The 12,288-nt window shown below is 61.4% G+C and carries 12 protein-coding genes; all 12 read right to left on the minus strand.

The features are described from left to right. Positions 1–12: 12 nt before the first annotated feature. Positions 13–2,100 carry a Stk1 family PASTA domain-containing Ser/Thr kinase gene (gene pknB, locus ACSAMM_RS05700; protein WP_457790369.1) on the minus strand — a complete coding sequence of 696 codons (2,088 nt, stop codon included), beginning with the start codon at positions 2,098–2,100 and terminating at the stop codon, positions 13–15. A gap of 169 nt (positions 2,101–2,269) precedes the next feature. Continuing rightward, positions 2,270–3,001, minus strand: a complete 732-nt coding sequence (locus tag ACSAMM_RS05705; protein ID WP_457790371.1) for a Stp1/IreP family PP2C-type Ser/Thr phosphatase — start codon at positions 2,999–3,001, stop codon at positions 2,270–2,272. Between the two features lie 100 nt (positions 3,002–3,101). Then, positions 3,102–4,136 (minus strand): 23S rRNA (adenine(2503)-C(2))-methyltransferase RlmN, encoded by a 1,035-nt coding sequence (gene rlmN, locus ACSAMM_RS05710; RefSeq protein ID WP_457790373.1) that lies wholly within the window; start codon positions 4,134–4,136, stop codon positions 3,102–3,104. 16 nt (positions 4,137–4,152) lie between these two features. Then, positions 4,153–5,505 (minus strand): 16S rRNA (cytosine(967)-C(5))-methyltransferase RsmB, encoded by a 1,353-nt coding sequence (gene rsmB / locus ACSAMM_RS05715; RefSeq protein ID WP_457790375.1) that lies wholly within the window; start codon positions 5,503–5,505, stop codon positions 4,153–4,155. After that, the gene (locus tag ACSAMM_RS05720) at positions 5,505–6,206 is read right to left on the minus strand and encodes a zinc metallopeptidase (protein ID WP_457790377.1); all 702 of its coding nucleotides are present in this window, start codon (positions 6,204–6,206) and stop codon (positions 5,505–5,507) included. The genes rsmB and ACSAMM_RS05720 overlap by 1 nt, the downstream gene beginning before the upstream one ends. A 45-nt stretch (positions 6,207–6,251) precedes the next feature. Then, complete coding sequence (gene fmt / locus ACSAMM_RS05725) at positions 6,252–7,184, minus strand: methionyl-tRNA formyltransferase (RefSeq protein ID WP_457790379.1); 933 nt, start codon at positions 7,182–7,184, stop codon at positions 6,252–6,254. A gap of 15 nt (positions 7,185–7,199) precedes the next feature. Beyond that, complete coding sequence (gene def / locus ACSAMM_RS05730; protein WP_178723219.1) at positions 7,200–7,664, minus strand: peptide deformylase; 465 nt, start codon at positions 7,662–7,664, stop codon at positions 7,200–7,202. Positions 7,665–7,737: 73 nt separating this feature from the next. Then, on the minus strand, positions 7,738–10,194 hold the full coding sequence (gene priA, locus ACSAMM_RS05735) for a replication restart helicase PriA (protein WP_457790381.1): 2,457 nt from the start codon (positions 10,192–10,194) through the stop codon (positions 7,738–7,740). A 21-nt stretch (positions 10,195–10,215) separates the two neighbouring features. Then, a complete protein-coding gene (locus ACSAMM_RS05740; RefSeq protein ID WP_178723215.1) occupies positions 10,216–10,428 on the minus strand; it encodes a DNA-directed RNA polymerase subunit omega in 213 nt (70 codons plus the stop codon). After that, positions 10,421–11,032 (minus strand): guanylate kinase, encoded by a 612-nt coding sequence (gene gmk / locus ACSAMM_RS05745; protein WP_457790383.1) that lies wholly within the window; start codon positions 11,030–11,032, stop codon positions 10,421–10,423. The genes ACSAMM_RS05740 and gmk overlap by 8 nt, the downstream gene beginning before the upstream one ends. Further along, entirely contained in the window at positions 11,025–11,297 is a 273-nt protein-coding gene (gene remA / locus ACSAMM_RS05750) for an extracellular matrix/biofilm regulator RemA (RefSeq protein ID WP_178723211.1), read from the minus strand. Before remA ends, gmk begins: the two co-directional genes overlap by 8 nt. A 99-nt stretch (positions 11,298–11,396) precedes the next feature. Continuing rightward, positions 11,397–12,275 carry a YicC/YloC family endoribonuclease gene (locus tag ACSAMM_RS05755; RefSeq protein WP_457790385.1) on the minus strand — a complete coding sequence of 293 codons (879 nt, stop codon included), beginning with the start codon at positions 12,273–12,275 and terminating at the stop codon, positions 11,397–11,399. Between the last annotated feature and the right edge of the window lie 13 nt (positions 12,276–12,288).

Raw genomic sequence — 12,288 nt, forward strand, 5'->3', positions numbered from 1 at the left:
GTCCTTTGATTGTCAGCCGAACTCCGGCTCGGTGGTGGTCGTGGTGGTGGTCGTGGTCGTAACGGTGGTGGTCGTCGTGGTGGTGCCCTTGGAAGGCTCCGTCCATATCGGCGTCCCCTCCAGCTTGGACGAGCCGGCCAGCGCGTCCGCCGTATAGCTGGCGTATTGCTTGTAGTCGTTCTTGCCGGCCACCGACAGCATGATGGTCACATTATAGCTGGCCGCTTGCTCGGTGCATTTCAGCTTGAGATTGCCCACAACACTGGGCAGAATATTCTTATACGAGTCGGACAGGCTGCTGTTCAGCTTACCGTTGACATAAACCTGCACGTCCACCGGGGTGGTGGTATCGGGCAGCGGCACCGTGATCTCCACATCCTGGAATCCGGAGCTCACCGTCAGTACGCATTCCGTGCCGGGCTTCTGCATCGACCCCTTTTCAAGCGACTGCTGTAGCACCGTCCCCTTGGGGGATTTGTCGTTGACATATTTAACGGCGGGGTCGTTGACAATAAAGCCCGCGTTGCGCAGCTGGGTTTTGGCGTCCTCGAGGCCTAGGTTAATTACATTGGGCACCGAAATCGGCTCCGGCTCTTCCTCGCCGGTGCTGACGTAGATGACGACTACGCTGCCCTCTTCCGCCTGATCCGGGAAAGCCGGGACAGTCTTCACCACCCGATCCTTCGCCACCGTGTCGCTGGTCATCTGGGTGAGCTGGGGCACAAAGCCCGCCGCGGTGATCCGGGAGACCACCACATCCTTATGCTCGTTCTCCTGCACCTCGGGGATCTGCACCGTGCGTTTGCCCATGCTGACGGTCAGTGTGATTTCCACCTTGATTTTCTTGGAGGTGCCGGGCTTGGGGTTCTGCTTGCAGATGACCCCTTTATCATACTCGTTGCTGTACTCCTGCTCGGGAGGGTTGAACTTATAGAGCTTGGCGTATTCCTCGTTATTTGTAACCTCTTCGAGGGTTTTGCCGACAAAATTCTCCACCTCGATGTTTTCCTTACCCGGATCGACGAGGCCGAAGATGAAAATGATGGCGACAAAAATCAGGCCCACCACCACGAACGCGCCGGCAATGGCCGCCAGGATCGGCAGAACGGGCGGTCCCTTCTTCTCCTCCTCGGCGCCCTCCTCCGCCAGCTCGTCGGCTTCCTCGGGCGTTTCCTCCAGGGCGGTTTCCCCCTTCACCTTGGTGATGGCTTCCACAAAGCGGGTGGGCGTCTCGTCCACGAAATATTTGTATTCGAAATGGATGCTGGGATTGCGCTTGAACTCGTCGATATCGTACAGCATCTCCGCTGCAGACTGATACCGCTTGGCGGGATCCTTCTGCATGGCCTTGATGGTGATTTCCTCCAGGCCCTCGGGGATGGAGGGGTTGATTTCCCGGGGCAGCTTCGGCTCGGACTGCAGCTGCATAATGGCCACCGACACCGCGCTGTCCGCTTCAAATGGAAGACGGCCGGTCAGCATTTCGTACAGCATGACGCCGGTGGAATAGATATCCGCTTTTTCGTCGGTGATATCCCCCCGCGCCTGCTCCGGGCTGATATAATGCACGGAACCGATCGCCTTGTCGGTGGCGCTCGTCGCGCGGATTTCATTGCGGGAGAACCGGGCGATGCCGAAGTCGGTCACCTTGATGGTGCCGTCGGGCAGCAGCATGATATTCTGCGGCTTGATGTCCCGATGGACGATCCCTTTGTCGTGAGCGTGCTGAAGCGCCCGCAGAATCTGCACGGTGAAATGAACGGCTTCCTTCCACTTGATATCCTGTTGCTGCTCGATATACTCCTTGAGGGTGATGCCGTCGATGTATTCCATGACAATATACTGCAGCCGCTCCCCAAAGCTGACGTCATACACCTTGACGATGTTGGGGTGGGACAGGATGGCTATCGCCTTGGATTCGTTTTTAAACCGGCGGGTGAATTCCTCGTTAGCCAGGTACTCATCCCTCAGGATTTTCACCGCCACGGTGCGATCGTCGATGCTGTCATAGGCCTTGTACACATAGGCCATGCCGCCGACACCGATGACCTCCTTGATTTCATACCGACCGTCCAGCCGCTTTCCCACATACTTATCCAAAATAAAGTCACTCCCATTCTTTCGCTGGAGGGGATGCTGCAAAATGGAATTTTACAGCGCCTTTGGAAAAACGCCCGAGGCCGCGAGAGGCGGCCCTTGCTTCCCGTTTCATAACGGAAACCCTCGCTTTTTCCAAATCCCTGCGTATTCTTGCATTGTGCAGCCGCCCTTATCCGATGGCGACCACCGTGATATTGTCGTTGCCGCCCGCCTCGTTGGCGGCGTCCACCAAACGGCCGACCGCCTGTTCCGCACCTGCGGCTTGTACGATGGCGTATATATCATCGGCCTCTACCATGTTGGTCAGACCGTCCGTACAGATAATCAGCGTTCCCTTATCGGGAAATGGGAAATCCAGCGTGTCGCACTGCACTGTCTCCTCCACGCCCAAGGCCCGGGTGATGAAGTGCTTGCGCGGATGGTTCTTGGCTTCGCTTTGGGTGAGCTGGCCCTTTTCGAGCATGGCCTGCACGATGGAATGGTCGCGGGTCATCTGCTCGATGCCCCCGTCCGTCACCAAATAGGCGCGGCTGTCCCCCACATGGGCGACATGCGCCCGGTCCCCGGTGACAATGGCCGCCACCACCGTGGTGCCCATCCCCCGCAACTCCAAATCCGCCATCGCCGTGTCGTATATCTCGACGTTGGCGGCGGCCACGGCGCTCTCCAAAAGGTGACGGATGGAGCTCTCTCCCATGCCGTCCCGGTAGGTATCCACAATGCGATCGGAAATAATGCGGATGGCTATGGAACTGGCCACGTTTCCGCCGTTGGCCCCGCCCATGCCGTCGCATACCACGGCGAACAAGGTGTCGCCGAACAGCCGCCCGCAGACGAAAGCATCCTGGTTGTTGGGCCGCATGCGTCCCGTGTCCGTTTTACCGAAAACGTTCAAGGACATGGCCTCCTTTCCTACGTGTTGCCGTCTGTCCCGCCCGGAGATAGCCCCCTGCGGAAAACGCCGTAATAAGCCTATCGGCCCTCTTGAAAGGTTACAGCTGTCAGACCCCGGTTTCCTGCCGGCGGCGTAGCTGCCCGCAGGAGGCGCTGATATCCGCGCCCAGGGTGCGCCGCACCGTCACGTTGACGCCGCGCTTTTCCAGCACCCCGCAGAAAGCGCGCAGCCGCGCCTGGGAACTGCGCCGATGGCTCTTGCCCGCCACTTCGTTGGCCGGTATAAGATTGACGTGGCAAAGCATGCCCTTCAGGCGATCGGCCAGCTCGTGCGCGCAGGCGTCGGAATCGTTGACGCCCTGAATCATGGCGTACTCGAAGGAGATGCGCCGCGAAGTGGCCTGTATATAGGCACGGCAGGCCTTCAGCAGTTCCTCCACCGGCCAGCGGTGGTTGACAGGCATCAGCCGCGAGCGGATGTCGTCGTTCGGCGCATGCAGCGAAATGGACAGCGTCAGCTGCAGCTTTTCCTCCATGAGCTGGTATATCTTATCGACAAGGCCGCAGGTGGACAGTGAGACATGCCGCATGCCGATATGTACACCGCCGTCCTCCGCCAGCATCTTCAGAAAACGAAGAACATTGTCGTAGTTGTCCAGCGGCTCCCCCATCCCCATGAGCACCACGGAGGACACCCGGATACCATTGTCCGTCTGAGCCTGCTCAATTTGCGCGAGCATCTCGCTGGGCAACAGGTTGCGCACAAAGCCCCCCATGCCGGTGGCGCAGAAGGAACAGCCCATCCGGCACCCCACCTGGGTGGAAAGGCACTGGGACCAGCCGTGCTTGTACTCCATCAGCACAGACTCCACCGTTTCGCCGTCCGGCAAACCATACAGGTATTTTACAGTATTGTCCAAGGAAGATACAAGCTTTTTTTCAATTTTGACACAAGGAATCGTAAAAGTTTGTGACAATTCCTCCCGCAGAGCCTGCGGGAGATTGGACATTTGTGCAAAATCGGATACGCCCTTGTCCAGCCAGTCCTGAATCTGGCGGGCCCGGAAAGCCGGGATCGCCTTCTCGGCCAGCCGCTCGCGCAGCTCTTCAGCCGGCAGGGATTTGATGTCGATGGGAGTCAAGCGCACCATCCATTCTTTATAAAGAAGAGTCTTCCGACCGAACAAAGGCCGCCAGGAAGAACCCGTCCGTATGATGCATATGCGGGAACAGCGTCAAGGTATGCCCCATCGGCTTGTCCACCGCCGCGAAACAGTCCGCCAACGGCAACGTCCGCGGGGAGAACGCCGGATTTTCCCGCAGGAACCGTTCGGCTACCTGCTCGTTTTCCGCCGGGTTGAGGGTGCAGGTGGAGTATTGCAGCACCCCGCCGGGCCGGGTAAGCGCCGCCGCCTCGACGAGAATCCGGTATTGCAGCTCCGGCAGATCCTCGAAGGCACTCAAATCCTTGTACCGGATTTCGGGTTTTCTGCGAATGGCCCCCAGCCCGGAGCAAGGCACGTCGCAGACTACCCGGTCAAACTGCCCCCTCAGGGGCGCCGGACAGGGCTTGGAAGCGTCCCGGGCCGCGGTGCGCAGGCAGGTGATCCCCAGCGCCGCCGCCCGTTTCTCCATGGTGTCACACTTGGCCGGGTATAAATCACAAGCCAGGATCTCTCCCTGATTGTCCATATACTGGGCCAGCGTGAAGCTTTTGCCCCCAGGGGCCGCGCAGACGTCCGCAATCCGTTCCCCCGGCCGCGCCCCCAGCGCATAGCAGCACCACTGTGATGCGGTATCCTGATGATAATACCAGTTTTCGGCTTCAGGTGCAAGTCTTTTTAACTGCGGCGCCCCGTCCACCCGGAAGGACGCCGGCAAAACCGGCTCTCTCTCAAAAGGGAGCCCCGCCGCTTCCAGCCGGGCGGCAAAGCCGTCCGCGGAGATTTTCAAGGTGTTGACCCGCAGGCAGGCGTCGGGCACATCGTTGATATGGGCCGCCAACGCCCTGGCCGTCTCGTCGCCATAGGCTTCCCGCCACAGCCGCAGCAATCCCCGCGGGCAGGAATACCGGATTTCCAGTCCCTCGTCCGTGTCGGGCAGCCCGTCCAGCAGACCGCCCTTCTTTCGCTCCACGCCCCGCAGAACGCCGTTGACGAAGCCGGAGGCACGGGGCTGCCTGAGCGCCTTGGTGAGATTCACCGCTTCGCTCACCGCCGCGGAAGGGGGAATCTTGTCCATATACAGCAGCTGATAGATGCCGCAGCGAAGGATCTCCGTCACACAAGGGTGCATTTTCTTAATCGGCACCGTGGAGCAGGCGGCCAGCACGTAATCCAGCGTCAGCCGGCGCTCAATCACGCCATAAAACAGCCGGGATGCCAGCGCCCGATCCGCCGGCCCCAGGTCGCCGGATTTGAGCAGGTTGTCCAGCACCACATTGGAATAGCCCTGATCCCGATGCACCTGCAGCAGGGCTTGTACCGCCGCCAGCCGGGCGTTCCCCGCCATCAGTTGTCTCTCCGTCCGCGGCCGAGAACAATCAGCACCAGCCGCAGCAGGCTCATCAGGGACACGAACAGCGCCGCCACGTACGTCATCGCCGCGGCGGTCAGCACCCTTTTGGCGCCGTCCAGTTCTTCCTGTGTCATCATCCCGTTGCCCTCCAGCGCCCGCAGGGCTCGGGCGCTGGCATTGAACTCCACCGGCAGGGTCACCAGCTGGAACAGCACCGCCAGCGTAAACAGCGCAATGCCCGCGTATGCCAGCGGATAAAAGCTGAAAATCAGCCCCGCAATTACCAAATACGGCGCCAGGGTCGAACCGATCCGGGTCGCCGGCAGAATGGCGGAGCGAATCTGAATCGGCGCGTATCCCTTCGCATACTGGAGCGCGTGCCCCGTTTCATGGGCCGCCACGCCGATGGCCGCGATGGAGGACACGCCAAACACCGGCTCCGACAGCCGGATGACGTTGCCCCGCGGGTCGTAATGATCGGTCAAAGAGCCGCCGGTGGCCTCAATCGCCGCCGCGACCCCTTCCCGCTGCAGAATCAGCTCGCTGGCCTGCGCGCCGGTGAGCCCCCGCTGCGTCCCCACCTGGCTGTACTTCTTAAAGGTGGCGTGCACCTTGTACTGCGCCCACGCCGCCACCAACAGCGCCGGCACCACCAGCAGCAGGTACCATTTATCCATGAAAAAGCCAAAAGGCATCTCATCTCGCTCCTTTCCTCACGATTTTACCCAAAATCTCGGTTTCTAATCCTGCGCCTCCAGGAGAACGCCCGCCTTGACCGGATGGCCCCGCAGAAAATCGGCCGCCGCCATCCGTTTAGAGCCCTCCGCCTGCACCTCCAGCAGTTCTAGCGAACTTCCGCCGCCGCAGGCGATTGTAAAGGGGCTTGTCTTCACAATTGTCCCCGGTTCCTCCCGGCAGGCCTCCCCCACTCGGGTTCGATGCACCTTCAGCGTCCGGCTGCCCAGCCGGCAGGTGGCGCAGGGCCAGGGGTTCAACCCCCGCACCTGGTTGTGCAGCACAGCCGCCGGCTTTGTCCAGTCCAGCGGGCTGAGGCTCTTGTTCAGCATGGGGGCGTAGCAGGACTGGCTGTCGTCCTGCTTCTGAGGCCGGAGCGTTCCCGCTTGCAGCGCACCGAGCGTCTCGGACAGCAGCTGTGCGCCATCCGCGGCCAGCAAATCGTGGAGCTCTCCCCCGGTCATGTCCGCCGGCAGCGGCCGGCGGCATTTGAGAAGCATATCTCCCGTGTCCAGGCCGGCCTCCATTTTCATGGTGGTCACCCCCGCCTCGGCGTCGCCGTTGAGCACCGCCCACTGAATAGGGGCCGCCCCCCGATACCGCGGCAGAAGGGACGCGTGCACGTTGATACAGCCATGGGGCGGCAAATCCAGCACCCGCTGCGGCAAAATCTTGCCATACGCCACCACCACGATAAGATCCGGCCGGCAGGCCGCCAGCGTCTCGTATGTCTCCTCTGTCTTCATGGAAACGGGCTGGAACACCGGAATATTCAGTGCCAAGGCCCTAGCCTTGACAGGCGGCGGCGTCAGCTGATTGCCACGTCCCTTGGGCTTATCTGGCTGGGTCACCGCCAGCACCACCTCGTGCCCGTTCCGCACCAGCTGCTCCAGGCTGGGCACCGCAAAATCCGGCGTTCCCATAAAAATAATCCGCATCCGAGCAGTTCTCCTTTACCCGTCCTTTTCCGGATCCAGCATCCGGATAACGTGCTCCTTGAACAGGATCCCGTCCAGATGATCGTTCTCGTGGCACATGCACCGCGCCATCAGATCGCTGCCGGTCATCACGAAAAATTTGCCGTGCCGATCCTGCGCCTGCAGCTTGACAGTCTTGGGTCGTTTGGTAATGCCGTACTCTCCCGGACAGGACAGACAGCCCTCCACATCCTCCTGCTTGCCTCTGGTGCTGAGGATTTTCGGATTGACGCATTCAATAACGCCCTCGCCGAAATCCATAATAAACACCCGGCGGAGCACCCCCACCTGCGGCGCCGCCAGTCCGACGCCGTCCGCCTTGTGCAGCGTCTCGGCCATGTCGTCCAGCAGCTGCGCCAGCCGCTCGTCGAACGCCTCGACCGGGCGGCAGGTCTTGTGCAGAAAGGGATCCGATTCCCGCAGAATATTGCGTATTGCCATGGTCAGTTCATCCTTTCCGTCCGCGCTTTCCGCGCCGAACGCCTATACACAGTATATGTTGGTTTTATCTTTTTTAAAGCATGCCCGCAGGATTGATATCCGCGTAAACGGTCAGCGCCTTGTTTTCCGGCTTCCGATTCGCTTCTGTCAGAAGCCGGCCGACCAGTTCCCGCAGGCGCGCGGTGTTGACAGTTTTTATCAGCAGCTTGTAGCGGTACTTGCCCGCCGCCCTCGCCACCGCCGCCGGGGTGGGATCCAGCGCAATCATGGGCACGTCGGCATACTCTCGGGTGGCCAGCCCTTGCAGATCGGCCAAAAACCGCCCCGCCGCGTCCCGCACCTGGCTTTCCTGCACGCCGGCAAACCCGATAAGACACAAATCGGTATAGGGCGGATACTTCATCATCTTCCGGGACGCGATTTCCAACTCATAAAACCCGCGGTAATCCTGCTGCGCCGCCAAAGCGATGACGTAATTCTCCGGCGTATACGTCTGAATGACCGCCTTGCCCGCCTCGTCCCGGCGTCCCGCCCGGCCGATGACCTGGGTCAGCAGGGAAAACGTGGTCTCGTAGCAGCGGAAATCGTCGCCGTACAGCGCCTGATCCGCCGAGAGCACCCCCACCAGCCCCACCAGAGGAAAATCCAGCCCCTTGGCCACCATCTGGGTGCCCACCATGATCCGGAATTCCCCTTTTGCAAACCGGCTAAACTTGTCCTCGTAAGCGAAGCGCGACATGGTCGTGTCGGTGTCCATACGCAGCACCGGCACCCCGGGGAACAGCTGCTCCAGCTCCTGCTCCACCCGCTGAGTGCCCAGCCCCGCGTACCGCACCTTGTCGCTGCCGCATTCCGGGCAAATCGTCACCGGCGGCTGCATATGCCCGCAGTAATGGCACAGCAGCATCCCGTTGGCCCGGTGATAGGTCATGGAGATGCTGCAGGAGGGACAGGTCACCACATAGCCGCAGGAGCGGCAGGAGATATGGGTGTTGAACCCCCGGCGGTTGAGCAGCAGGATCACCTGCCGCCCCTTGTCCAGTGTGTTCTGCATTTCCCGGCGCAGGGTGGGGCCGATTACCGACTCCCCTTCCTCCTCCTGGCGCATGTCCACCACCTCCACCTCGGGAAGCTGGGCGGCGCCGAACCGGCCATGCAGTTCATGCAGGCTGTATCGCCCCGTCAGGGCGGCGTGATAGCTCTCCACCGACGGCGTCGCCGAGGTCAGCAGCAGCAGCGCGCCGTGCCGGGCACAGCGGAATTTGGCCACGTCCCGGGCGTGATACCGCGGGGAGGATTCCGATTTATAGGTGTGCTCCTGCTCCTCGTCCATGACAATCAGGCCGAGGTTGTCGCAGGGGGCGAACACGGCCGAGCGGGTGCCGACCACCACGCGGGCTTCCCCCCGCTTGACCCGCTTCCACTCGTCCATTCGCTCCCCGATGGCCAGCGCGCTGTGAAGCACCGCCACGCGCCGCCCGTATTTTTCCAAAAACAGGCGCATCATCTGGGGCGTCAGGCTGATTTCCGGCACCAGAACCAATACCTGGCGGCCGTCCTCCAGCACCTGGTCGATGAGATTCATATACACCTGGGTTTTGCCGCTGCCGGTGATGCCGTGCAGCAGCGCGCAGGCCGGCTTACCCTCGCGGTACCGGCTGAGCAGCGCGTCATACGCCGCCTGCTGCTCTCCGCTCAGGACGGCGGAGACGACGGCCGGCAGCTCTTCCGCCTGCTTGTAGGGCGAACGGAGCACCTCGTTTTCGTAATACTCCACCACGCCCTTTTTGACCAGCGCGGCCACCACCACCGTGGTTACCGACGCGAAATAGCACAGCTCCTTGACCGACGCGCACCCCACGTCCCGCAGCAGCCGAACCACCGCCTTCTGCTTATCGGTGCAGACGCTCAGCGCCTCGTCCAGCGCCTCCCCCTCCAGGGCCAGGCGCGCCATGCGGATGGAGGCGTCCCCCACCTGGCGGAAAGCGTCCTCCGACCGCTGCACGGCCCCCCATTCGAGCAGCCGGAGCAGGCCTGGCGCGTCCGGGTTCAGCCCCAGCTTTTTGAGCAGCGTCTCCTGTTCCACACCGGCGGCCGGGCATTTGGCCAGAAAGGAGACGATCTGCCGCTCTTCGGGCGTCATCTCTTCCAACCGGTCTTCCGCCTTCGGCGCCAGGCGCAGCATGGGCCGCAGCCGCATGTACAGCCCGGTGGGCAGCATGGCGCGCACCGCGTCGAACACCGTACAGAAGGTCCGCGCCTTAAGCCATAAGGCCAGATCCATCATTTCCCCGTCCAGCAGCGGTTCCCTTTCCAGCACCTGGGCGATGGGCTTGAGGCGGGCGGTATCCTCCGCCGTGTCTGTGCGCACCACGATGCCCTGCCGCTGGCGGTTGCCGCCGCCGAAGGGCACCAGCACCCGGCAGCCCCGGGTTACCTCTCCCGCCGACGGGGGAAGGCGATAGCTGTACAGCTTATCGAAATGGAACGACGCCTGATCCACGGCGACCAGCACCACATTGTCCCGCATGCCCCGTTCCGCTCCTCACTGTCAGGCGTTTTCTTCCGTAATCTCCGGCACCACAATCTTGTAATCGCCATTGGTAAAATCGTTGATGGCCAGGCTGACGCATTTTTCAATCAGCACCACGCCCTCGTTCTCCGCTTCCTCGGCAATCTGCCGGGCGCGTTTGGCCACGCCCACCACCACCGCGTAACGGCTCTCGTTTCCTTTCAGGTTCTCGATATCCGTCGGTCTAAGCATGCCCCAATACCTCCATCACAAGTGTTTCCATGCGGGAATACCGCATTTTTTCGGCGTCAATAATGGTGTGGATCCGCTTGACGGCCAGATCCACCTCGTCGTTAAGCACCACATAATCGTACCGGAAGGCACGGGTCAGCTCCCGCTGCGCCACCGCCATCCGGCCCTGGATTTTGTCCTCGGTTTCCGTGCCGCGATCCCGCAGCCGCCGCTCCAGCTCCTCCATGGAGGGGATGGTGATGAAAATCGACACCAGGTCGGAGCGGTGGTTCATCACCTGCTCCGCTCCCTGCACCTCGATTTCCAGCAGGACGTTTTTGCCCTGCCCCAGCCATTCCCGGATGGCGTCCTCCGGCGTACCGTAATAATTCCCATTGTATTCCGCCCACTCCAGCAGGGCGTTGTCCTCGATCATGCGCTCGAATTCCTCGCGGGTGCGGAAGAAGTAGTGAACCCCATCCACCTCCCCGGGCCGAGGCTGGCGGGTGGTCACCGAAACGGACAGGACGGTGTCGTCCCGCTGTTTCAACAGGCTCTTGATGATGGTGCCCTTTCCCGAGCCGGAGGGCCCGGACAGTACAATCAGCATGCCTCGTTCATTCATCCTCTTCCAGCTCCTCCTCGTCATCTTCTTCCCGATCGCTCAAGCGGTTGGCCACCGTCTCCGGCTGCACCGCCGACAGGATGACGTGATCGCTGTCCGTTACCAAAACCGCACGGGTGCGGCGGCCATAGGTCGCGTCAATCAAAGTGCCGCGATCCTTGGCGTCCTGGATAATCCGCTTAATCGGGGCGGATTCCGGGCTGACAATCGCCACCAGCCGGTTGGCCGATACCATGTTGCCGAACCCAATGTTGATCAGTTTCATTGTCCGTCCTCACGCCTTTCCTTGCCGGGGAGGTGATCCCTCGGTCATAAACACCTGCGAGCTGCATTCCCACAAGAAAGCACCGCTTTCCTTCCGGGCTTATTCGATGTTCTGTATCTGTTCGCGGATTTTCTCGATTTCGGCTTTGATGTCCACCACGACCCGCGCCAGCTGCACATCCTGGGCCTTGGAGCCGATGGTGTTGGCCTCCCGGTTGATTTCCTGTACCAGGAAATCCAGCTTGCGGCCCACCGCCTCGTTGCCGGCCAGCATGTGCTCCAGCTGGCTGATATGGCTGCGCAGCCGGACGGTTTCCTCCGCCACGGCGATTTTGTCGGCGAACAGTGCCGCCTCGGTGAGCAGCCGCTGCTCGTCCACCGTGGCCGTGCCCAGCAGTTCCCGCATCCGGGCCTGCACCTTGTCCATGTGCTCCCGGACCGTCTGGGGGGAACGCTCCTCCACCTGGCCGACTGCCTCCAGAATAGCGGCCGCCCGGCTGAGGATATCCTCCTGCAGCTTCTCCCCTTCCTTTTCCCGCATCTGCAAGAATCGATTCAGCGCCACGTCCGCCACCGTGCGGACCGCCGCCCAAACCGCCTCCTCGTCTTCCGCCTCCCGGTGGACGGTCAGCAAATCGGGGTACCGGGCCAGGGACATGACGGACACGTCGTTACGCAGTCCGTAGGTTTCGGCGATCTCCCCCAGGGCCTTCAGATAGCCCTGCACCAGGGAATGGTTCACCGTTACCCGGCTTCCCGGTGCGTCCGCCGTGTCGATGAATACATATACGTCTACCTTGCCGCGGCTGATGCTGCCCTGCAGATACGCCTTGAGCTTGTCGTCCAGAAAGCCGTAGGCCCGGGGCAGGCGGGAGGAGTATTCATAATATCGATGGTTGACCGCTTTGATTTCCACCGTGATATCCATGCCGTCCACAGTGTCCTGATACCGGCCATAGCCGGTCATGCTTCGAATCATACGCCTCATCCAT

It is taken from the genome of Anaeromassilibacillus sp. SJQ-5, assembly GCF_054108045.1.

Excerpts from the sequence above, each read along its gene's own strand:
- rsmB (WP_457790375.1), bottom strand. The coding sequence starts at position 5,505 with ATGGCGGGGAACGCCCGGCTGGCGGCGGTACAAGCCCTGCTGCAGGTG.
- priA (WP_457790381.1), bottom strand. The coding sequence starts at position 10,194 with ATGCGGGACAATGTGGTGCTGGTCGCCGTGGATCAGGCGTCGTTCCAT.
- fmt (WP_457790379.1), bottom strand. The coding sequence starts at position 7,184 with ATGCGGATTATTTTTATGGGAACGCCGGATTTTGCGGTGCCCAGCCTG.
- ACSAMM_RS05720 (WP_457790377.1), bottom strand. The coding sequence starts at position 6,206 with ATGCCTTTTGGCTTTTTCATGGATAAATGGTACCTGCTGCTGGTGGTG.
- ACSAMM_RS05755 (WP_457790385.1), bottom strand. The coding sequence starts at position 12,275 with ATGATTCGAAGCATGACCGGCTATGGCCGGTATCAGGACACTGTGGAC.
- ACSAMM_RS05740 (WP_178723215.1), bottom strand. The coding sequence starts at position 10,428 with ATGCTTAGACCGACGGATATCGAGAACCTGAAAGGAAACGAGAGCCGT.
- remA (WP_178723211.1), bottom strand. The coding sequence starts at position 11,297 with ATGAAACTGATCAACATTGGGTTCGGCAACATGGTATCGGCCAACCGG.
- ACSAMM_RS05705 (WP_457790371.1), bottom strand. The coding sequence starts at position 3,001 with ATGTCCTTGAACGTTTTCGGTAAAACGGACACGGGACGCATGCGGCCC.
- gmk (WP_457790383.1), bottom strand. The coding sequence starts at position 11,032 with ATGAATGAACGAGGCATGCTGATTGTACTGTCCGGGCCCTCCGGCTCG.
- def (WP_178723219.1), bottom strand. The coding sequence starts at position 7,664 with ATGGCAATACGCAATATTCTGCGGGAATCGGATCCCTTTCTGCACAAG.